Genomic DNA, 21,105 nt, shown 5'->3' with positions numbered 1-21,105 from the left:
CACTACGATGATCAAAGTCAATGCCGTAGACTCGACGCATGAAGCGAGCTGAAGGGCGGTCGACCTGCCCCACCAACTTCACCGTGGAGACCTTCGGCGACAGCTGGTCGCTGCTGATCATGCGCGACCTGCTCACACTCGGCAAGCACACCTTCGGGGAGTTCCTTCGGTCCGAGGAGCGCATCGGTCCGAGCGTGCTCGCCGACCGCCTCGCCCGACTCGAGCGCAGCGGCATCATCGTGCGCACCCCGAGCGAGACGGATGCCCGCAAGGTCACCTACTCGGCGACGGAGCGCGGCATCGCGGCGATCCCGCTCTTGTACGAGGCGGTGCGATGGGGCATGGGCGGCGTTCCCATCGAGGAGGACGATCCGTGGGAGGCGGTCATGGCGATGGACCGCCACGACGTGCTCGACGCGTGGCAGCAGGCCGTGCGCGAGGGTGGTTCGCTCCTCGGAGGCGCGGAGAGCGCTTTCGCGTGGCTGAGCGCCAGGGCACGCGCGGTCGTGTGACGGCGACGCATCGCGGCGGAGCGCCAGCGCGCGCGGTCGCGTGACGGCGACGGTGGAGGCTTCCGGGCGCACATAAGCGGCGAACCACGTGGAAATCCGCGGCATTTGTCATCGGTTCTGTGGGCTAGATCCCATGAGAAGTGGCCAATTCCTACACCGGCCGGCCGCTGCGAGGTCCCCGCTCGAATTCTCGGACTCGACTCTCGAGCACCGTCGTCCCGAAAGTCGATCCGCTATTGACGATCTTATTTTGTATCATGGGCCCGATCACTCGTGTGACTGCTTCGACGGTTCAGGTGCTCGAAGTGCTTCTCAGCGAGGACGGACCGACCTGGGGGCTACGGATCGCCAAGAACACCGGCCGTACGCCCGCCAGCATCTACCCGATACTCAACCGCCTCGAGAGCGGTGGCTGGCTCAACGCAACATGGGAGTCCGATCCGGAACGACCTGGCCCACGCCGTCGCTTGTACCAACTCACGCCCCATGGCCGCATCGAGGCTAAGCGGGTGACATCGGAATTCCGGCGGCGCGAACGTCGCACCGCACCCATAGAGCCGAGGCTGGCATGAACGTATCCCGCGTCATCGTGACCGCGAGCAGCGCACTGATCGCCTCAGAGCACCGAGAGGTCTGGCGCGAAGCAATGCTCGCAGACCTCCGAGATTGCGACGAACTCGGGATCAAGCCCGGCCAAGTGGCCCTCGGTGCAGCACGCCTATCGGTCTCGACCCAAAACCTTCGCCAACTCATCCGTGCCGGCTCGCCGCCAGGAAAGGAACACCCAATGAATCTCACTCCGAGTGCGAGAACCTTTCTGCTGACCATCATTTCGACCGCATGGACAGTGGGAGCACTTGGCCTACTCAATATCGTGTTGACCCAGCTCTCGGTCAGCGGCAGCAATCTCGGCTTCCGCTTCCCCAACGGTGGCCCTGAATTGGACCTGATTCCCATCATGATCGGGATCGCCGCGGCGGCGATCGCCGCCGGAGTCGAGTCTCGCGCTCATCGTGCTCAGAGCACGTCGGTCCGCGCCAGCCGCCTAATCAGCCGCTGAAGCCGATCCCCAGAGGTCTACAACGCTGCCCAATAGCCGGTCGTTATTCGGCGTTCCGCAGAGGAGTCAGAAACTCCCGCCCCCGCCGCCGATCCCTGTGCCGCGCCCAGCATCTGCCGCATATGCGCGGCCCATCGCTGCTGCATGCGACGCATCTCCGTGAGCCCCGGAGTGATGCTCGCTCAGTGAACGATTCCGGCGCTCGCGAACGACGAGGAGCGCCGTCGCGACGACTGCGAGTACGGCGGCTACGACCGCCGCAACAACTACCCACTCCATTGTGATCCTCCGCATCGGTTGGGCACACGCTACATCAGAGACCGCCGTGCCACCGAGATGGTGGGGAACAATACCAGTTCGCCGCTTCGGAGGTCAGAAACGGTCATTTCTGACCACGAGGCAGACAGGGCTCGCCAACTGGGGCCGATTGTGGCCGTTGAGGATCCTTCAACGGGACAACCGAACTTGGCTCGCACACGGGCTCTTGGCGCGACACGGTCCCCTTCGAGCGCCGCTCCATCCGCAAAGGGAGCTGACCGGGTCAGGTCAGCGCGAGCATACGTGGCGAAAAGTCGGGTGACCCGGGCGGTGAGATCCGCGAAGACGGCCTCGAACGCCTCGTCCGTGGAGGCGGGAACGGGATCCGGAACCGACCAGTGCACCGCCCCGGCCAGGGAACTCCTCGTGCGCGATCGCAGACGGTGACCACGAAATCGGTGTCATGGACGAGCCCATCGACTTGCTGCGGAACTACCCCTACGAAGTCAAGGCCGTGGCGAGCGGCGGCCGCGACTGCGCCAGGGGCGACACGATCAGCGGGATGCGTGCCGGCACTGACCGCAGGAATCTCGCTGGCTCGTACTGCCGATCATCGGCCTCTCCCGCGCCCATCAGAGCACTCCGGTGATCGCTGCCGCAGTCGGCTCCTACATCGGCGCCGCCTACTGGTTCACCAGCTCCACCTCATTTGCCAATACTGCCGTGACCATCGGCCGCGTCTTCACCGACACGTTCGCCGGCATCGCCCCTACCTCCGTCCTCCCCTTCGCCGCCGCCCAACTCATCGGCGGCGGCATCGGCATCCTCCTGGCCGTGCTGCTGTGGGTGAAGGTCTCGGTGGCGCCAGTCGCATTCATACTGGAACGCAGTCCAGTCCTCTCGCATCAGAAGGGGAGGAGAATGGTCGAATGCAGGTTCGCGCGCGTCCCGAGTTCGGAGAGTTCCTGCGCCAGCAGCGAGCCCTCAAACAGCCGCCGATACGCTCCGGGAACGCCAGAGCGTCTGCGCGGCGAGTTCCTGGATTGCGGCGTCAAGAGCTCGCGGAGGCGGCTGGAATTTCGGTTGAGTACTACACGCGCCTCGAGCAAGGCCGGGCGCCGCGGCCGTCCCGTGAAATTCTTACCGCTCTCCAAGAAGCCTTCGGACTGTCCATGGCAGAACGCGATCTGCTCTTCCGTCTCGCCGGCGAGCACCCACCGGAGCTCGACGCGCCATCCAGCGTCATCCGACCAGGGCTCGAGCTGCTTCTCCGCGGGCTCGACAAGGTGATGCCGGTGACCGTCCACGATGGTCGGCTCGACCTCCTGGCCGCCAATGAAGCAGCGATCGACCTTCTCGGGCCACTCCTTGAGACAGGCCCGTTCGGCCGAAACGTGGCCCACCTCGCGTTCACGTCGCTCCGGGTGAAGGCGATCGTCGGCGAGGAAGGCGCGGAGCAGCTGGCCCGCATCACAGCCTCGGAACTGCGGATGGCACTGAGTCGCTACCCGGAGGATGCCTATCTCCGCGCGATCTTTCGTGACCTCGCCGAGCGAAGCGCGCGGTTCCGCGAGTACTGGGACATCGGTGAGGTCGGCACCTGGCGATCCGCGATGAAGGAACTACACCATCCTGAGAGGGGCTGGCTACGGTTCGAAAGCGAGATGCTCCACGACCCCGAGAACGACCACTGGATCATGCTGTACACGCCTCGCGGCGACGCGTAACACGTCGCACCAGATCAGTGTCCAGACGTGGCCGAGAGGGTCGGATTGACCATCCGACCCACCGCGCGCAACAATGCCCGGAATTCTGCGCCATTGGGGCGAACGCCCAGACCCGCGTATAGGAAGGCGTTGGCGTACTCCGCCATCTTCACGATGTGGCCGCTCTCGACGTCGAAACGAGTCACGTAGGTGTTGCGGTACGGCTTCCGGTTTGATGTGAGGAGCATGTCGCCCCGCCCAAAGAAATACACCGCCCCGTCTTTCTGCGAGACGGTCCAGCTGTGGTCGCGCCAGATCAGCGGGGTGAATTTTCGAAACAGTGCCTCCGTGTAGGCCATGATCTCGTCTCGGCCGTCGACATCGGCCACACAGAAACCCTTGGCGCGGTCGGCGATGAGGTCGGCTGCACCGGCCTCTGTAGTGGTGCGGCCCGAGTGCATGAAGAGCTGACGAGCATCAGATGAAAGGGTCGCCTGGACTGCGTCGAAGTCCTTGGCCTCGACAGCCCTGATGAACTCCTGGGCCGTCTCCAGCACGGTGCGGACGGCAGGTGTGATGGTCATGTGTTCTCTCCAGAGTCCCGGGCGGCTGATCGAGAACCAAGTCTTGCTTCAACCAAGACGTCCCGGAAGACCCCGTCGAGACTGGTAACGCCAGGGACAGGCAGTCCAGGGCGGTCCCAGCCGTGTATGACCGAGCGCCCACGCTCGAGCTTCGACACTGTGCCGGGCGCACCCGCCATTGAACGATCACAGATCGCCGCCAAAGAACGGCAAGGTCCACAGCTCCCCTGAGCAGGCTTGAGTAGGTGCCCGATAGACGGTCCCCCACCGCGACACGTCGAGTCGCGGAAACGGATCCTCTACCGAACTTGGGTTGAAGTTCCTTTATGGATGGCACAGCCCACACCCCGAGCTGTCTAAACATGTCGTGGTCGTCGAGAACTCACGGTTACAGCGCCGCTCGGCAACGGAGTAGGCTCCAGCCACGACTGTCCATGGGGAGGACGGGATGGCGCACGACGGTACCGGCGGGCTTGTAGTGTTCATCCGCGGTCTGCCGCAGGGTGAGCGTGGAAACCGGCGCGGGGGCGGCTCGCAGTCATTCGCGCAATTGATCAGCCGCCTCAAGGGAGACCTCGGTGATGGCTGGCGTGTGGAGGTCTACGATCACGGGCAGAAGGCCACGAGCCGAGCCGACTTGGACGGCATCGTCCGCGACCTCGCGGCGCACATCCGCGAGTGGGCCGGAGAGATCTCCGAGGGCGTCGAGCCGCCCGATCGGATCATTCTGATCGGACACAGCTTCGGCGGGGTCCTCGCGCGCGCCGCGTTCGTGCTCGACGCAAACGATCCGCGGTCCGTCAACGGCCGCCGATGGACCCGAGTGGTCGACCGGATCGTGCTGCTCGGCAGCCCGAATGCCGGCTTTCGGCTCGAAACTCGCTACACGCCCTTGGCGTGGAAAATCGCCTGGTACCTCACGACGCCGTTCGTGGACTTCACGATCGAGAAAGTCGTCGTGGGTGGCTACTGGATTACGAACCTGCGTCTCAGATGGCTGGAGACCTTCCGTCGGCTCGCACGAGACGGTGAAGCGGGTGATGCATCCCGACCACCGACGGTCGTACAGGTACTGGGTACCCGCGACGACCTCGTCGAGCGCGAGGACATCCTAGACACGCGGTACATGGGCGACACCATCGTTGTCGAGATCCCCGGCGCCACGCACCTTGGCCTGATCGACTTGTCGATCGCCGCCGACCCCGACCTTCGGTGGGAGCAGCTGCGCGGAGCGATCCTCGGCCGGGCCGACGAGGTGGCCTCGCCGCCGACGCCCCTATCTAGCGCGCCGACCTACTTCGTGCTGCACGGGATCCGCGCGTCCGCGTACGTGGACTGGGGCCGCGACCTCGAGGCGGCGATCCGCCGGGCCGAGGGCGACGAGAACGAGGTGCAGGTCGTGCGACCCGACACCGGATACTTCAGCGCGATCGAGTTCGCGCTTCCCTTTACGAGGCGGCGCAAGATTCACGAGTTCCTGAAACTCTACGGCGACGCCTACGCGTCCACCGAGCCCGACCGCTTCCGATTCGCGGGGCACAGCAACGGGACATACATGATGGCGCACGCGCTCGACCGCATCCCCGCGATGCACTTCGAGCGCATCTACCTCGCTGGGACGGTGCTGCCACGCAACTACGCGTGGGGCGACGTAGTGGACCGCGGTCAGCTCGCGGGGCGGGACACGTCGTCGGTGCGTGTGCGAACCGATCGTGCAACTGCCGACGTCCCCGTCGGCATCCTGTGCTCGTGGCTTCGCGGTCTCGGCAGTCGCGACATCGGCACCGCCGGCGTCGACGGCTTCGAGTTCGCGCCGGACCTCGTGCGCGACGGCGGGCTGATCCGAGGCGGTCACGGCGCGGCATTCATCCAGCCGCCGGCGCCGAATGAAGCAACGAAGACGCTCGCGGCGACGGCGACGGCGACGGCGACGTCGGTCGATCCGCCGGATAATCCGAACATCGAGTCGATCGCCGGGTTCCTGGTTCGGGGCGACGCCGGCACACCCGGGAATGCGGCCCAGCACCCCCTCTTCCGGTTCCTGAGCCGGTTCGTTGGTAACCCCGTGGTCGCTTGGACAGTCGCCGGCGGGCTCGCCGTCGGCGCGTGCGTTGGATTCGTCGCATTGGTGGGTCTGATCGGGCGCACGCGAGCGTCCATACTGGCGGGAGGCGCGCTGGCCGCCATCTGGGCCGTGCTCCGGACGATCTAAGTAGCTGCGGCATACTCTCGCCGCCTCAGGCCGCCGTACTCGCGAGTTCTGGCGCGACTGACGCTTGGATGCCATCGGGGCGAAGGTTGAGGCCAGGATTGAGCGCCGCGACCTCGAACGCCTGGCGGATCGCGCCCATCTGTGCCGCCACGGCTGGTTCGTGGCGAACTGCTGTCACTAGGAGCCATCCCCGCCTAAAGAAGCGACCGCACGCAGCGGTGACGGACCGCCCTCTCGACGGGTCTGCCATCGTGTGCCGCCCCGGGCGGCACCTCGCTACGGATGTGTTCATCCTGAGCCTGCCCGTTCGACGGTCGTTATTCGGCGTTCCGCAGAGGAGTCAGAAACTCCCGCCCCCGCCGCCGATCCCTGTGCCGCGCCCAGCATCTGCCGCATATGCGCGGCCCATCGCTGCTGCATGCGACGCATCTCCGTGAGCCCCGGAGTGATGCTCGCTCAGTGAACGATTCCGGCGCTCGCGAACGACGAGGAGCGCCGTCGCGACGACTGCGAGTACGGCGGCTACGACCGCCGCAACAACTACCCACTCCATTGTGATCCTCCGCATCGGTTGGGCACACGCTACATCAGAGACCGCCGTGCCACCGAGATGGTGGGGAACAATACCAGTTCGCCGCTTCGGAGGTCAGAAACGGTCATTTCTGACCACGAGGCAGACAGGGCTCGCCAACTGGGGCCGATTGTGGCCGTTGAGGATCCCGATGAGCGATCGATGCCCGCGATGGTTTCGGGAGTTGGTCGGTGTGCCTCATAGTCGGTGTCAGCCGCCGGATCGAAGGGTCGACTCGTTCGCCGGTTGAGCGAGCTGCTCGAGCAGTTCGGCTGCTCGAGCAGCCCCGCCGAGCGACCGCAGTTGTGTGCCGACGCGGGCTGCGGCATCCCGGTATGACGGGTCTGTCGTCACTCTGTCGACTGCGGCTGCGACCTGAGCCGCGGTTGGCGAGCCGGTCTTGAGATTGACGGCTGCTCCGGTCCACGCGACGCGGGAGGCGATCTCGGGTTTGTCGAGGTCCCCTCCAGCGATCACGAGGGGGATGTCGTGGGCGAGCATCGCGAGCGTTCCGCCCCATCCCCCGTTCGTCAGGGCGACATCCACTCGCGGAAGGAGCTCGGCGTAAGGGAGGAATCCTGCGACCCGCGTGTTGGACGGGACGGGGAAGGACAGCTCATCATCTCCGTCGACGCCCGTCGCCACCACCACGAGCAGGTCGTCGCGGTCGGCCAGGGCCTTCAGCGTGGGCACGATGAGGTCGGCGGGATCGATGTTCAGGGTCCCCTGCGTGACATGCACGACCCGTCGGCCTTCGAGTTCGCTCCACCACGCCGGCCGCGTATGCGACGCCTGCGGAGGCAACCGGAGCTCGCCGACGAAGTGCAGGTAGTCGGGCCGATCGGCGCGCTCAAAATCCAGCAGCGGGGATCCGCTCGCAACGATGAGCTGACGTGAGAAGGTGACCTCCTCCATGGTCATCCCTCTCGGCCGGAGGCCGATAGATTCCTCGGATCTCGCGATCGCCTTCACGAGCGATCGGGCTATGAGCGGCGCAGTCGCGCGGAGGGCGGCATCCCTCACCTTGGTGAACGGATTCGTACCGGGCCACAGACCCATCCCGGCGGGAGGGCCCTGCGTTCCGGAGAGATTCAGCGGGGTGATCGAGACCGTTGCCCAGGGGCCGCCGTTCTGCGCCGTGTACAGCGCCGCGCCGATCGAGACGTCGTCGCCAGCGATCGCATCCCACGGTTCCCGGACCCACTCCTCCCGCAAATCCTGCACCTGCCCGGCAGAGGTGTTGATGAAGACGTCTTCGACGTTGATGAGGAGCTGACTGAGCCCCTTCTTGCCCCTGAGCCGCGGGAACGTCGCGGTGAGGTCACTCTCATCGAAGTCGGGAGCGTGATGCCACGGGACGAGCCGCGAGCCCGTCGACTCGACGGCCGCGCGGAACGCCTCGCCCGAATAAACGCGCACGTCGTGTCCGCGAGCAACGAGCGCAGTCGCCAGGGCGCGAACGGGGTTGACGTGCCCCGTGAACGGCATCGCCGAGAGCAGGAAGCGAGCCATGCGACCCAGCATGCCGTGCGGAATAGGATCCCGCCACCGGGGGGCTTCACAAACCGCAAGCCCGCCGGCAATACGAACGGCGAAGCAACCAAGCTGGCGAATGCCCGAAAGCGGGCCCCCTTCGTGCATCGCCCGATTCCGGATCCGCCTACGCGACATCGGCTGCCGCGCCTGCATCGCAAATCAGCAGTGGCAATACGGGGCTGCGATATTCGCCCTCGTGTGGCGTGGCGGCGGTGTCAAGACCGAGCCGCCGCACGTCACCAATAGTGGGGCGGCTCGATGAGGTACGTGCGTCATGGTTGCGACACTGTGTGGCGCTATGTACTATACGCGGCATGGTAGATAGCCCGACACAGCTCGGTCGGCTCGAGCAGGACCTCCGCAAGGGCGTCCTCGTGCTGGCCGTGCTCTCCCAGCTGCGAGCCCCGCAGTACGGCTACTCCCTGCGACAAGCACTCGCCCAGCGCGGGATGCCGATCGAGGAGGGAACGCTCTATCCGCTTCTGCGGCGGCTGGAGAGCCAGGGACTGCTCGCTTCGCAATGGCAGGCGGACGACGGGCCCCCCCGCCGCTATTACGAGCTCAGCGTGCTCGGGACCGGCGTGTACCAAGATCTGACCTCCGCGTGGGGGTCGCTGGCGTCGGTGATGAACCGTCTCCTGACCGAGGAGGACTGAAGTGGATCCCAACGCCATCATCGACAGCTACGTGGCCGACGTCGTGCGTCACCTGCCGCGACGCCAGCGCGCCGACGTCGCCCTCGAACTCCGCTCACTGCTCGACGACGAACTCGGCGGCCGGGCAACGGATGCCGGCCGCCCCGCCGACTCCACGCTCGCCATGGAACTGCTCACAATGTTCGGCGCACCCCGGGATGTGGCCGATCGTTATCGACCCGCCGGCTTCACGATCATCCGCCCCTCCGACGCCCCGCGATTTACCTTAATCGCACTCGGCGGGGTCGCGCTGATCTGGGCGATCACTCTCCCGGCAACCATGTTGGGCGTCATCCCGGTCACCGGCTGGGACTACGGCGCAGACGCCTGGTGGGGTCGCCTCACCGTCTGGTGGCTCGGCCCGGGCATCGGCGCCCTCTGGTGGCCCGGCGTCGTGATCACCTTCACACTCATCGGGGCGCTGATCGTTCGCCGCCGCGAGTCCGCTGCAGAGGCGTGGATCCCTGTCCCGCCCCGGACGATCGACCGCGACCTGGTTAGTCGCCCGGCCACGGTCGTTGGAATCGCGGCCGGGGTGATTTGTGCCACCCTCGTCATCGCCCTCCCCTGGCTTGCCTCCTGGGCGCCCGGGCTGCCAGAACCCGCCATCGAAGCCCTCGCACTCGACCCCGAGTTCCTGCAGTGGCGTGCGCCCTGGGTGCTTCTCTTGTGGGCGGCGGAGCTGGTCCTCTACGTGCTCGTGCTCATCGCAGGGCGTTGGACTGTGCCCACTCTGCGCGCCCGCAGCCTGCTGTCTCTGGCCGGGGCCAGCCTGCTGCTTTGGTGGTCGCTTGCGGGGCCGGTGTTCACTGCCCCAGTGACAGACAGCACAGCGAGGATCCTCTTGGGACTAATCGCCATATACCCAGCAATCGACGCGGTCATCGCCTTTCGACGCAGTAAGTCAACGTCCCGAAGAACACCCAGCCTGGCTTGACATCAAACGCTCTGGGCACACGAGGTCCCGCCGGAACTTTGCCGGCGGGACCTCGCCGTACATCAAGCGAGCCGTTTGGTCAGTTGCGCGCGTGGTTCAGGCGAGTCGTCCGGTGCAGCAGAACCGCGCGAAGAGAGCCAGACGCATGAGCGTGCCTCTCACGCCACCTTCCGCAGGGCTAGCCGTAAGCCGATCGTCATCCGGCCTCTTCTCATCGCGACCCGCGTCAGCAATGTCGCTTTGCACAGGTGAGCGGACGGTGCGGTGACGACATGCTCCTAAGAATGCGCCTGTCTCGTCGGTCTGGCCTATAGCGTGGCGAAGGGCGCGCGCCGTCACCGCGCGCGTTGGGAGAGTTTGCCGTGTTGAGGGCAAGAATATGGTGGGAAAAGGCGGAGGAGTCTGCGTCTGCCAAAGTGGATGAGGCGGCACCACAGGAGCAAGCTAGCTGGGATCTACTCGACCTCACCCCTGGCTTCATAGAGGAACAGCACGGTGGCTACTCCCGAGCGTTGGTGAAAGCCCTCAAGAACGATGAGCTGCGCAACATCGCCTTGTCTGGCAACTACGGTGTCGGCAAGAGCAGCATCCTTCGAAGAGTCGGCGAGCTCGAGGGTAGGCGCGTCGTCGAGCTTTCTCTCTCTACCCTGGCGCCAATACAAGCCGGAAAGACTGCCGATGCGATTCCCGCGCAGGCGACAACTGCAACCAACCGAATCCAGCAGGAGATTGTCAAGCAACTCTTGTATCGGGTGCCACCGCGGAAGTCACCAGCGTCTCGCTTTCGTCGAATCGAGCGCCCGAGCTGGCTTCGCCAGCTCGGATTCAGCGTGTCAGTCGGGCTCGTGGCTACAGTTGCGTTTCTGCTGACGGGATGGGCAACGACCATCTCAACGGTTATCACGCCACTTTGGTCCCCGGATCTCTGGATATACCCATTGTTGTTCATCACTCTGACGGCGGGAATCTTCACCATTGCCCGTTCGCTGCGCGGAGGATTGCGGATTAGAGAGGTCTCAGCGGGCTCCGCAGCCGTCACACTTGACGACAATTCCGTCTCGTACTTCGATCAATACCTGGATGAAATCGTCTACTTCTTCGAGACGTCGAAGAGGGAAGTTGTCATCTTCGAAGACATCGACCGCTTCGATGATGCCCATATCTTCGAGACTCTGCGTTCCCTCAACACCCTGCTCAACGAATCGCCTCAAATCCGGCAGAAGATTCGATTCGTTTATGCCATCAAGGACAGCATCTTTGACCAGCTAGGTCTCGAAGAGAAGGAGCGGCTCGCTGTGGGCAACAGCGCGCCAAACCCAGCGCAGAGCGCCACAAGTTCGACGAGTGCGGAGATCCCGGAAGGTGTGACAAATGTAAGTGACTCGACTGCTGGCGATCCCGCGCGGTCAGAACTCGCACGCGCGAATCGAACGAAGTTCTTCGACCTTGTGATCCCGGTCGTGCCATTCATCACACATCGCAGCGCGCGTAGCTTGGGTGCACAAGTCTTAGAGGGTTTGCCGCACAAGATCTCCCCAGAGCTCATGGATCTCGTGGGACGGCACGTGCCGGATATGAGGTTGCTCAAGAACGCCCGCAACGAGTTTGTGGTTTTTCGCGACCGGGTGTTCTCGGGCGACGGCGCGCTTCTCGGGCTTACCGAGACGAAGCTTTTCGCCATGATGCTCTATAAAGGCACGCACTTGACGGAGTTCGAGAACGTGCGGTTGGGGAGAAGCAAGCTCGATGACTTGTACGCGTCTGGTCGTGAACTTGTCACCGGGAATATGGATCGCATCGACGCAGAGGCCAGGCAAGCTCAGCGAAATATCACCACATACGGCGATCCAAAGCAACGAGCAGTCCGCCTTGGAAAGAAGTTACTCGAGTATGTTGACGCCGCACGTAGGGTGGCTGGATTCCAATCGAACCCGGAGTCATTCCGCCTAGGACCCAATACGAAGAGCCGCGACGAGATCCTGAGGCCTGCGTTCTGGGAGGAGTTGTCAAGCTCGGCGGAGGACATCGCCTTCGTGTGGGTGAACACGAGCTACGGGCAGACTCTGACATTCACACGTGATGACCTTAGGCTCCCGCTTGGGGCGATAGCCAATCCCGGTGGCTGGCGCGTGGTAGACACTCAAGATCTTGAAGATGATATAGCTGCAAAGCGCGACGAACTCGATATCCTCCGGGGCGCAGATATGGATGTCTTGATGCAGCACCCAGAGTGGAAGGTCGGAGTAGCGAACGAGTCGCTTGAGGAGGTTGCGGAGCGATTGCTATCGCGCGGACTCGCATTCGAGCTAGTGCGAGCGGGTCATATTGACAGCAACTTCACCCTGTATACGTCAACGTTCTACGGTGACCGCGTCAGCCCGGCCGCAACCTCTTTCATAATCCACCACGTTGAGAAAGCGGTGATGGACGCACAGTTCCAGCTGACGCCCGACGACGTGGACGCCATCGTGCGCGAACGAGGCGTTTCCTCGATGCGAGACGCCGCCTATTTCAATATCAACATCCTCGATCGCGTCCTACGAACGAACCCCAAGGCCACGGACGCCATACTCAGGGGGCTCATACATTTCGACCAGAATGCCAGCCGATTCCTTAAGTCGTACATGGACAACGGGATCGAACGCGAGCTCTTTGCGGAGCGGCTGGCTGGTCGCTACTCTGACGTGCTTCCCTTCCTGGCCGGCGACCTCGAGGTCGAATTGCCAGTGCGAACAGCTCTCATCAGCCGTGCCCTCCGGGGTTTGCGAGGACGGCCCGCACCGGCGATCGACCAATCTGTGGCTGATTTCCTCCGCGAACATCACGACGCACTGGCCGCACTTCGCGAGGAGAAGAGTCAGAGCTCAGCATTCCGCATCGCGAGAGTTTTCGAGCAGGCACAGGTCCGAGTCACGCGTCTAACCCCGATGAGCGAGCAGATCCGCGACTCGTTCATCGCGCGGGACCTCTATGTGCTCAGCCGCGAGAACATCGCCATAGCAATTGGTGGCGACAGATCACTGGCGCTCGACTCGATTCGATCGGCGGACGACCGGGTCTACCAGTACGTCCTACACCACCTCGGCGACTACCTGTCCGCGATCGGCGACGACCTCTTCACGAATGATGTTGAGGATGAGTTCGCCGAAACCGTCGATAACGTCCTCGAAATGGCCCCGGAGCATCTTGATGAAGTTGTACGTAAATCCTCCCCAAAGAGTCGAATCGAGCACCTCACAAAGGTCGCAAACGGTGCGTGGGGTTCGCTAGCACGCGATCGCCGCTTCGACGCTTCTTTCGGCAACGTCTCCGCGTACATCGGTGCCGGTGTGATGGTCGACGCGGACCTTGCGGAAGTGCTCCGGGCCGATGGTCGCATTCGGACTGGCAAACAGCGCCAACAGTCAGAAAGGATGAGGATCGCGCGTGTGGTGCTTCAAAGCGCCGACGTGCTCGCACCCAGGCTTCGCGCCGAACTGGTCGGAAGTCTAGGGCTCACCTCATACCTCGACGTTCAAGAAATAGCCGTCGAGAATTCTGTGTTGTTTCCCGCGCTGCTTGAACTTGATGTGATCGCGGATGACGCGGTAACGTACGCGCGCCTGGAAACTGCAGACTGGGAAACACGCAAGCGACTCGTAGGGGCGTCGCCGATAGCCCACGAGTTGCTTACGCCAAGCTTCGTCGGGGGCGATCTTGCTCTACTGCTGCGGGACAGCGGGGTCAGCGACAACGTCAAGCTCGCAGTTGTTGAGAGGGCGAGCGAGTTCGTGCCCACTGCCTCGCGAGGTGGGCTGCTCGCGCTCGCCCAGTTCGCGGTGGAGCGCTCAGTCGATCTGCCGCTGACGGTTCTCCCCTTCATGGGCACCGCGCGAGTGGAGGCGGAACTGGTACTGGTACTTCTCCGTCCGTGGTTGAAGACAATTGACGGCCCAACCCTTGAAAAGCTTCTGACCGACCTCGGGGGGAAGTTTGCGCAGCTCGCCACAGTCGGAAGCCATCGTCCGAGCTTCACCTCCTCGCCGCCACTCGTCGCGCTACTGGACGAGCTGAAGCGGCGGCGAATCGTCGCGTCATTCGACCGGAACGCCGACCTGATTCGCGTGCACAAACGACAGAAGTAGCGGACCGAGCTAGGCTCGCGGGCGCGGCGTGTCGGCCCAGTGGCTTCACGTTGCTGCAACAGATCTCGGCGAGATTGAGAATCCGGCTGTGACGGCGCCGGAGCTACCCATCCCGCTCATCAGTGCTGGCGCGGCATTTAGTCGCCGATCGACGACGCACGCCGGCGACCGCCCGATAGCCGGTCCCCCAGCGGTGCTCGCGCTCGAGCGGAGCAGCTCGAGGGCAAGAACCGGCCGCGATTCCCGTATGCCCCGCCCGCGTCACTTTCGCGTTGACGGGGCGCTAAACGCTTCAGGTGCGAGCTTTGTGGAAAAACGATTGAGGGACTTCACCATCACAGCGGGGCTGCTCGCCCGGCACGAAGTAGCGCAGCGGGGACATGCTTGTGCGCACGACTGCGTCGCCCGCCGCATCGACGCAACACTGATCGAACCGGACGGATCGGCGATCATCACATTATCGACCACCGGCAGCAGCGTCGCAGTGCCCTTCGGCCATGCCGCGAACGTTACCGTTGCGCCGCAGTCGAGCACCGGATTTTGGGGTCGGCGAGGTGAATATCGGGACGCTGCAGCGCTACGGTCTGAGCCTCGTACGCACGCACGCCGAACAGTCGAAGCATCCGCTGGATGCGCAGCTCAAGCGCCGGGAACCGCTCAAGCCATGGGAAGCGAGCCCACACGCCGTCAGCAAGAACGACCGGGTGGGCGCTCACGAGCGGGCCGCCCGCGTCATACAATTCGTCGCCCAGATCCAAGACGCGCGCGATGCCAACTTCATCATCCGCTCCGACGACCACAAGCCGATCGCGAGACAGTGCGAACACGACGGGAACACCTACGTGCCGCGTCCCTGCGACGACCCGCGCAGGATCGAGTAGGACAGCGGAGGCCGCCTCCTCATCGTCGACGATGATCGTGCCTTCGACGGGCTCAGGCAGCGGCCGTGGCGGTACGATCGCCGCGGTCACCACCTCACCGAAAGGACGAGCCCATCCCGTGGACTGTCCCTGCGTCACCGGCACGCCGGCCTCGCCGAGCGCCTTCAGCCTGACATCGACGCGGAATCCGCGTCATCGGCGTCTCCGCCATCAGCAACGACCAGGGGCCACGCCCACGCCGCATCGGCAGCCTTCAACTCGCGCATGAGCCGTCGATGGCGCGACAGCTCTCGCTTGTGTGGGGTGCCAAAGGAGACGTACCACACCCAGTCCTTCGGGATCACGTGGAGGGACAGGCTCGTGAACGCCCGACTCTGATCAACCGCGTGAACGAGCACGACGGCGAAGTGCTCGACCGACCACCAGCGCGGCAGCCTTTCGAGTGCTCCAGCCTCAGCGAGTGTACGACCGTACGTTTCGTCCATCTCGACGCTCGACAGCCGGTCGTAGTTGCCTCCGTGTGCGCGTCCCCATTGGCTCTCCAGAGCGTTCGCCACCTTCTTCAGGAGCTGTTCGTCGTCGGAATCTCCGCCTTCTGTGACGGCCGCGGCCGAGAGCGGGAAGATCGCATATCCACCCCGGTCGACCACGGGGAGGCCAAGTTCCGGCCACCGCGGGGTCCTGCCGATCTGGCTGCGGATCGCGCCATCGATCACGTTCGCCGTCGACACGGCACTCCCGTATTCCTTCAGAAATTGCTCGTACTCGGTCACGAATTTTCCGCTTCTACCACTGACGACTGGCCCGCGAGTTCTCTTCTTGCCTGAGAGGCGAGCAGCAACATCAGGAGCGCCCACACTGACGCCAGAACCGCACCGATGACGGGGATCAAATACAGCCAGAAGTGCGGAGAAAGCTGCTCCTCGTTGATCCGCCACACCATTCCGACAATGGTTACGAGTCCGAAACCCGGGGTCCATAGCGCACTCCGGGTCATCGCCGCTGCGTGCGGCACGTTCGGCGCGTCCCGGCGCACAACCAGTATCAGACACACGATGCCGACAAGAGCGAGTGTGAAGAACACTGCGGATGCCGGGTACACCACATCTGCCGTCCACACTGGAGTACCCCACGAGAGCTGACCGAGATTCGACCACCGCAGTACATCGCGCACTGTGTAGATGGCCCATATGCCGATCGCGCCCGCCGCAGACAACAGCGCGGAGTACCCGGCGACGACGACGAGGAGCCCCGCCTCTCTTTGCGTACGCAGGCTGGCCCAGGTGTCTCGCTTCCACCGTTTCCAACCGCCGTAGCGCCGAACACCGACGAACGCGCCAATGATGATTGCGGCAGAGACCAACAAAATCGTTATCATGTCTCGTTCCTGTGAGGAGTAGCGCCTTGGGGCAGACCGGTACCTCCACGATAGAGCGGGGGCGCGATCCGCGTGCGTACGCGCACCACCGGTTTCGTCATCGCGCTGTTTGCGATGTGGTGGCTGCGGCGTCGTAGCGGCGGGCGCGCAGCCCCGTCGTCAGCCGCGATGCCGTCCGGATGCCGGCATCCGTCCGGCGCCGTCCTGAAGCGTGCCGTCGGCCAGCACGAGCACGACGTCGGAGCGCTCGCGGATGCGCAGGTCGTGGGTCGCCACGATCGCGGTCATGCCCTGGTCGCGTACGAGACCCTCGAGCAGCACCATGATCGATTCGCCGGTCTCGGCGTCGAGCTGGCCCGTCGGCTCGTCTGCAATGAGCACGCGGGGCGAATTCGCGAGTGCCCGCGCGATGGCCACCCGCTGTTGCTGCCCGCCCGAGAGCTCCGCCGGGCGCTGCCGGGCGTGATCTGCCAGCCCCACGAGGTCGAGCAGCTCGGCCACCCGCTGCTCGCGATGCCGTGAATCCACGCCGCGCATGCGCAGGGGCAGGCCAACGTTCTCGGCGGCCGAGAGCATGGGCACCAGCCCGAAGGTCTGGAACACGTAGGCCAACCGGTCCCGCCGCAGCGCGGTGCGGCCACGGTCATCCAGCGCCCCAACCTCTGTCCCGTCGACGATGACCGAGCCCGAGGTCGGGGTGTCCAGCCCGCCGAGGCAGTTCAGCAGTGTGGTCTTGCCAGATCCCGACCGGCCGACCAGGGCGATCAGGGCGCCGACGGGCAGGCTGAAGGTGACGCCGGCCAGTGCGTGCACGTCGCCGCCGCCCGAGGAGTATGTGCGGGTCAGGCCCGTAACGACCACGATCGGCGCGGGCTCCGGTTCCCGCTCCACGACGACAGACGGATCCGGTGTCGCGCTCATGCCTCGTCCTCATTCCCGGGCTCGCGGTTCCCTCGCTTGCCATTCCCTGGCTCGTGTTGCTCCGCCCAGACCCCGACATGGTCGGTCTCGAGTTCCAGTCGCACCCGCCGCTCGAGTCCAAGCGCCTGCCGATAGCCGGCAGGCAGTTGCAGCCGACCGGCACGGTCGAGCACCGCGAACTCGCGCGCGATCACGTGCGAATCGCCGAATTCATCGACGCGCGTGCTGCGCTGCACCTCCGATGACGTGCGGCCGTCGCGGATGGCGAAGGTGAGCTGCACCTGGTCTGAGACCGCCGAGTCGTGTGTGACGATCACCACGGTCGTACCGCGCTCGGCATTGACACGGCGGAAGGCCGCGAACACCTCCTCGCCGGTGTCTGAATCGAGCTCGCCGGTCGGCTCGTCGGCGAAGACCAGCTGCGGCTCATTTGCCAGCGCCACGGCGATGGCGACCCGCTGCTGCTCCCCTCCTGAGAGCTCACCAGGGCGCCGCCCGGCCTTGTCCACCATGCCGAGGGATGCCAGCAGCTCGCGGGCGCGCTCCCTTCTGGCGGAGGCGCGGGTGCCGCGCAGACCCATCGGCAGCTCGACGTTCTCCAGCGCGCTCAGGTAGGGCATGAGATTGCGGCCGGTCTGCTGCCAGACGAAGCCGACGGTCGAGCGTCGGTAGGCGAGCCGATCCGCAGCCGACATGGTCATCAGGTCCCAGCCCGCGACCCTCGCCGCGCCTGCAGTGGCTGCGTCGAGTCCAGACAGGATGCCGAGCAGGGTCGACTTGCCCGATCCGGATGCGCCGACGATGGCGACCATCGCACCCTCCTCCACGTGCAGGTCGAGGCCCTGCAGCGCCTGCACCTCGACCTCCTCCGTCTGGTAGATGCGCACGAGGTTCTCGCACACGATCAGCGGATCCTTCGCCGGTGTCGTCGTCGTCACACTCATATCGTCTCCCCTGCTCTCAGCACATCCCGCGAACGCCGCTGCCGTGAGGCCAGAGCGTCGATTCCCAACCCGACCACGAGGGCTGCGACCAGTCCGCCTACGAGCACCGCAGCCGTCCCGGCCGGCACGACCGGATGCGGTGCACCGATCCCGCCGGTGAGGGTCGCGAGGCCGAGACCGGAACTCGTCATCCACACGATGGCCACGCCCGTCGCAGCACCGCCGAGCAGGGCGGCGAGCACGAGCGGCAGCTCATCCGCAAGCCCCAGCCAAGCCCGCACAGAAGCCGGCATGCCGACGGTGCGCAGCAGTGCGGCCGATCGAGCCCGCTCCCGGCTGCCTCCGGCGATCCAGCCGGCGAAGCCGATCAGCGCGAGAACCGCCAGCACTGCGATGCCCCAGGTGAGGCCGGCCTGCACACCGGCGACGTCGGCCTGGTCTCGCCACCGCGCCAGCCAGCTCGCTCGGGTCGTCACCTGTCCGACATGCGCATCCCGCGCGGCCTGGGCCGCACCGGGCCCGACCACCAGGAGCGTGTCGGGGTGCCCCGCATCCGAACCGGCATCGGCGAGCGCATCGGCGAGCCCCGCGAGGTCGACATAGAGGAATGGACCGGCCCCCGAGCCGGTCGGGCCGGCATCGATCGTGGCCACGACGTGCACGGGTACTTTCGCTTCGCCGATCTTGAGCGTGATGTCGTCGCTGATGAGCCGATCGGCGAGCGCACGGTCGACGATGGCTGGCAACACCGCCCCGGCGGATGGACGGAGCGAGTCGAAGATGGCGGCATCCGTCGAGGCATCCGCACCGACCGACCCCACGACCCCGGGAAGTGCAGGCAACGCGGCCACCAGCTCGGCGTGGTGGCTGTCGACCGCGAGCACTGTCGCAAGCGACGATGCCGTGCCGAGGTCGATCGACGTCTCGGGGGAGGTGAACTGGGCGGATGCCGCCTCCACGCCGGGCGAGCTCCTCGCCTGGTCGGCGATCTCGGTCGTCACCGGGCCGTCGACGCGCGCATCGGCACCGACCCTGGCCCATGCGGCATCCTCCTGCCCTGACCTCACCGTCGTCGCCAGCGTCGCGTCGGCCGCGAGGAGTGCGACGGCCAAAGTCAGGGCCAGCAGTGGCAGCACAGCCAGTGAACCCTCCGCGCGCACGGATGCGAGCAACCCCCACGGACCACGAGCCCGACGAGTCACGGCCGCGACGCCGCGTACCGGCCAGCGGTACATGCGCAGCACGAGCACCGTCACTGCTGCCGCGGCCAGCACGGGAGCGCCGGCTGCGATCAGGTCGATGCCGCCGCCACTGATCGTCAGACCGCGCGACTGCAACGAGGCCATCGCGAGCACGGCGAGCACGACCACCGCGATGTCGACGACCGCCCGGCCGGTCGTCCTCCGCCGCTGCAGTGCGTCGCGATCACGCCGATTGGCCGGCGAACGCCGACCGCCTGCCTGAAGGCGTGCCACCGCGATGGTCTGCACGGGCAGGGCCAGCACCGCCAGAGCGAGCACCGCGATCGGCCAGGCGGGTTCGACGATCGGGCCGGACTGGATGACCGCGGCCACCCCGACTCCGATCACGAGGGCCACGGCGCCGAGCAGCAGCGCCTCCCATCCTGCGCGCAGCGCAACGGAGGCAAGCGATGACCCCCTCGCCCGTTCGAGGGCGACATCCGCAGCCCTCCGGCGCACCAGGATGCCGCCGACGATCAGCTGCACGAGCACCGCGACGGCGAGGATCCCGACGATGAGCACGGTGAAGTGGGCACGCACCGTGCGCTCCATGGCGGCGAAGGCGTTCTGCACGTCATCGAAGTCGCTGCGCACCTGGATGGTGTATGCCGAGTTCTGCAGCAGCAGCGAGGGGTCGAGCTCGAGCTGCCGCGACTCGAGGGCGACCTCCTCGAGCAGCGCACCGGTGAAGGCGTCGGCGTCCGCACGCATCCGCAACGTCGCGGTTGCGGGCTCGCCACCTGCTCGAACGGATGCCGCCAGCCCGGCCGGCGTCACCAGCACGGTCACTCCCACTGAGGTGTCGCCGCTGCCCGGCGCCCGGGCGACGTAAGACGCCGGGATCTGGCGGGCGCCGTCGTCCGCGTCCGCGTCCGCACCGGCAGCCGCATCCGGCCGCGGCGCAACCGTGATGCCGACGATCACCACGTGCGCTGAGACCTCGCCGGCGAAGAGGATCCCCAGGCGCGATCCGACCACGAGGCCGGCCGCGCGCGCAGACGGCTCCGAGACGACGGCCTCGATGTCGTCGGGCGATGCGTCGGCCGGCAGCCGACCGTCACTGATCGTGAGCGTGCCCGATGCGGCGTCGGTCAACAGGCCGGTACTCAGCAGCACGCGGCGCGATGGCGATGGCGCCATCGAACCGTCGATGGGCGCGGCCGCGATGGCCGGTGTCATCACCGAGAAGGTCGTGTCCCGGTGCACGGTGGCGAGCGCGATCGGCAGGGTGCCGGCCAGGGAATCGGCGACCTCGGAGATCTGATCGGGCGGAATCACTGGAACCTGGATCGACATGCTCGGCTCTGCCACGCGCGCCTGCACCACGAGATCGGCGGATGCGCCTGCCGTCGCCACGGACTCACGTGCCGCGGCGTCGATCACGACAGCGGCCAGTCGTGGGCCGCCGATCGCGACCAAGAGGGTCAGGGCGAGCAGCGCCGTCCAGCTGACCAGCACGCCGAAGTCGCGGCCGGCACGGCGACGCGGCAGCGTGAATCCGAACGCGGTCAGTGCCCGCCACCGCACTCCGATTCCCGGTCGCAT

The 21,105-nt window shown here is 65.5% G+C and carries 18 protein-coding genes; 8 read left to right on the top strand and 10 right to left on the bottom strand.

The window, feature by feature from the left end; all coding sequences use genetic code 11:
• Positions 1-38 precede the first annotated feature (38 nt).
• The 3 genes from AC1C2S_RS15025 to AC1C2S_RS15015 all read left to right on the top strand — a co-directional run bounded on the left by AC1C2S_RS15025 (position 39) and on the right by AC1C2S_RS15015 (position 1,572).
• Positions 39-512 (top strand): winged helix-turn-helix transcriptional regulator, encoded by a 474-nt coding sequence (locus tag AC1C2S_RS15025; RefSeq protein WP_495353416.1) that lies wholly within the window; start codon positions 39-41, stop codon positions 510-512.
• A gap of 257 nt (positions 513-769) precedes the next feature.
• A complete protein-coding gene (locus AC1C2S_RS15020) occupies positions 770-1,084 on the top strand; it encodes a PadR family transcriptional regulator (protein ID WP_495353415.1) in 315 nt (104 codons plus the stop codon).
• On the top strand, positions 1,081-1,572 hold the full coding sequence (locus AC1C2S_RS15015; RefSeq protein WP_495353414.1) for a hypothetical protein: 492 nt from the start codon (positions 1,081-1,083) through the stop codon (positions 1,570-1,572). Before AC1C2S_RS15020 ends, AC1C2S_RS15015 begins: the two co-directional genes overlap by 4 nt.
• 541 nt (positions 1,573-2,113) lie before the next feature.
• On the opposite strand, the gene AC1C2S_RS15010 is transcribed toward AC1C2S_RS15015, so the two are convergent.
• The gene (locus AC1C2S_RS15010; protein ID WP_495354402.1) at positions 2,114-2,419 is read right to left on the bottom strand and encodes an arsenate reductase/protein-tyrosine-phosphatase family protein; all 306 of its coding nucleotides are present in this window, start codon (positions 2,417-2,419) and stop codon (positions 2,114-2,116) included.
• A 340-nt stretch (positions 2,420-2,759) separates the two neighbouring features.
• Between AC1C2S_RS15010 and AC1C2S_RS15005 the strand changes: the two genes are divergently transcribed.
• Entirely contained in the window at positions 2,760-3,557 is a 798-nt protein-coding gene (locus AC1C2S_RS15005) for a helix-turn-helix domain-containing protein (protein WP_495353413.1), read from the top strand.
• Positions 3,558-3,571: 14 nt separating this feature from the next.
• Here AC1C2S_RS15005 and AC1C2S_RS15000 read toward each other — a convergent pair whose 3' ends face one another.
• Positions 3,572-4,120: a nuclear transport factor 2 family protein gene (locus AC1C2S_RS15000; RefSeq protein ID WP_495353412.1), complete on the bottom strand. Its 549-nt coding sequence runs from the start codon at positions 4,118-4,120 to the stop codon at positions 3,572-3,574.
• Positions 4,121-4,568: 448 nt separating this feature from the next.
• Here AC1C2S_RS15000 and AC1C2S_RS14995 point away from each other — a divergent pair, with 448 nt between their 5' ends.
• Positions 4,569-6,332, top strand: coding sequence for a lipase family alpha/beta hydrolase (locus AC1C2S_RS14995; RefSeq protein WP_495353411.1), 1,764 nt, complete (start codon positions 4,569-4,571; stop codon positions 6,330-6,332).
• 25 nt (positions 6,333-6,357) lie between these two features.
• On the opposite strand, the gene AC1C2S_RS14990 is transcribed toward AC1C2S_RS14995, so the two are convergent.
• Positions 6,358-6,483: a hypothetical protein gene (locus AC1C2S_RS14990; protein WP_495353410.1), complete on the bottom strand. Its 126-nt coding sequence runs from the start codon at positions 6,481-6,483 to the stop codon at positions 6,358-6,360.
• A gap of 630 nt (positions 6,484-7,113) precedes the next feature.
• Positions 7,114-8,415 (bottom strand): glycosyltransferase, encoded by a 1,302-nt coding sequence (locus tag AC1C2S_RS14985; protein ID WP_495353409.1) that lies wholly within the window; start codon positions 8,413-8,415, stop codon positions 7,114-7,116.
• 338 nt (positions 8,416-8,753) lie between these two features.
• Between AC1C2S_RS14985 and AC1C2S_RS14980 the strand changes: the two genes are divergently transcribed.
• From AC1C2S_RS14980 to AC1C2S_RS14970, 3 genes are all read left to right on the top strand, one after another.
• A complete protein-coding gene (locus AC1C2S_RS14980; RefSeq protein WP_495353408.1) occupies positions 8,754-9,095 on the top strand; it encodes a PadR family transcriptional regulator in 342 nt (113 codons plus the stop codon).
• 1 nt (position 9,096) lies between these two features.
• Positions 9,097-10,071 carry a hypothetical protein gene (locus AC1C2S_RS14975; protein WP_495353407.1) on the top strand — a complete coding sequence of 325 codons (975 nt, stop codon included), beginning with the start codon at positions 9,097-9,099 and terminating at the stop codon, positions 10,069-10,071.
• A 362-nt stretch (positions 10,072-10,433) separates the two neighbouring features.
• Positions 10,434-14,195: a YobI family P-loop NTPase gene (locus AC1C2S_RS14970; protein WP_495353406.1), complete on the top strand. Its 3,762-nt coding sequence runs from the start codon at positions 10,434-10,436 to the stop codon at positions 14,193-14,195.
• Between the two features lie 509 nt (positions 14,196-14,704).
• Here AC1C2S_RS14970 and AC1C2S_RS14965 read toward each other — a convergent pair.
• The 6 genes from AC1C2S_RS14965 to AC1C2S_RS14940 all read right to left on the bottom strand — a co-directional run bounded on the left by AC1C2S_RS14965 (position 14,705) and on the right by AC1C2S_RS14940 (position 21,105).
• The gene (locus AC1C2S_RS14965; RefSeq protein ID WP_495353405.1) at positions 14,705-15,166 is read right to left on the bottom strand and encodes a hypothetical protein; all 462 of its coding nucleotides are present in this window, start codon (positions 15,164-15,166) and stop codon (positions 14,705-14,707) included.
• A 74-nt stretch (positions 15,167-15,240) separates the two neighbouring features.
• On the bottom strand, positions 15,241-15,849 hold the full coding sequence (locus AC1C2S_RS14960; protein WP_495353404.1) for a hypothetical protein: 609 nt from the start codon (positions 15,847-15,849) through the stop codon (positions 15,241-15,243).
• Positions 15,846-16,454, bottom strand: coding sequence for a hypothetical protein (locus AC1C2S_RS14955; protein WP_495353403.1), 609 nt, complete (start codon positions 16,452-16,454; stop codon positions 15,846-15,848). The genes AC1C2S_RS14960 and AC1C2S_RS14955 overlap by 4 nt, the downstream gene beginning before the upstream one ends.
• A 159-nt stretch (positions 16,455-16,613) precedes the next feature.
• The gene (locus AC1C2S_RS14950; RefSeq protein ID WP_495353402.1) at positions 16,614-17,375 is read right to left on the bottom strand and encodes an ABC transporter ATP-binding protein; all 762 of its coding nucleotides are present in this window, start codon (positions 17,373-17,375) and stop codon (positions 16,614-16,616) included.
• Positions 17,372-18,319, bottom strand: a complete 948-nt coding sequence (locus tag AC1C2S_RS14945) for an ABC transporter ATP-binding protein (RefSeq protein ID WP_495353401.1) — start codon at positions 18,317-18,319, stop codon at positions 17,372-17,374. The genes AC1C2S_RS14950 and AC1C2S_RS14945 overlap by 4 nt, the downstream gene beginning before the upstream one ends.
• A complete protein-coding gene (locus AC1C2S_RS14940; RefSeq protein WP_495353400.1) occupies positions 18,316-21,105 on the bottom strand; it encodes a hypothetical protein in 2,790 nt (929 codons plus the stop codon). Before AC1C2S_RS14940 ends, AC1C2S_RS14945 begins: the two co-directional genes overlap by 4 nt.

It is taken from the genome of Agromyces sp. Y782 (assembly GCF_059445405.1).
This window is presented reverse-complemented; position numbering and strand designations above follow the sequence as displayed.

Coding starts and splice junctions, on each gene's coding strand:
- AC1C2S_RS15025 (WP_495353416.1), top strand. CDS start 39: ATGAAGCGAGCTGAAGGGCGGTCGACCTGCCCCACCAACTTCACCGTG.
- AC1C2S_RS15020 (WP_495353415.1), top strand. CDS start 770: ATGGGCCCGATCACTCGTGTGACTGCTTCGACGGTTCAGGTGCTCGAA.
- AC1C2S_RS15015 (WP_495353414.1), top strand. CDS start 1,081: ATGAACGTATCCCGCGTCATCGTGACCGCGAGCAGCGCACTGATCGCC.
- AC1C2S_RS15005 (WP_495353413.1), top strand. CDS start 2,760: ATGCAGGTTCGCGCGCGTCCCGAGTTCGGAGAGTTCCTGCGCCAGCAG.
- AC1C2S_RS15000 (WP_495353412.1), bottom strand. CDS start 4,120: ATGACCATCACACCTGCCGTCCGCACCGTGCTGGAGACGGCCCAGGAG.
- AC1C2S_RS14995 (WP_495353411.1), top strand. CDS start 4,569: ATGGCGCACGACGGTACCGGCGGGCTTGTAGTGTTCATCCGCGGTCTG.
- AC1C2S_RS14985 (WP_495353409.1), bottom strand. CDS start 8,415: ATGGCTCGCTTCCTGCTCTCGGCGATGCCGTTCACGGGGCACGTCAAC.
- AC1C2S_RS14980 (WP_495353408.1), top strand. CDS start 8,754: ATGGTAGATAGCCCGACACAGCTCGGTCGGCTCGAGCAGGACCTCCGC.
- AC1C2S_RS14955 (WP_495353403.1), bottom strand. CDS start 16,454: ATGATAACGATTTTGTTGGTCTCTGCCGCAATCATCATTGGCGCGTTC.
- AC1C2S_RS14950 (WP_495353402.1), bottom strand. CDS start 17,375: ATGAGCGCGACACCGGATCCGTCTGTCGTCGTGGAGCGGGAACCGGAG.
- AC1C2S_RS14945 (WP_495353401.1), bottom strand. CDS start 18,319: ATGAGTGTGACGACGACGACACCGGCGAAGGATCCGCTGATCGTGTGC.
- AC1C2S_RS14940 (WP_495353400.1), bottom strand. CDS start 21,105: ATGCGACCGGGAATCGGAGTGCGGTGGCGGGCACTGACCGCGTTCGGA.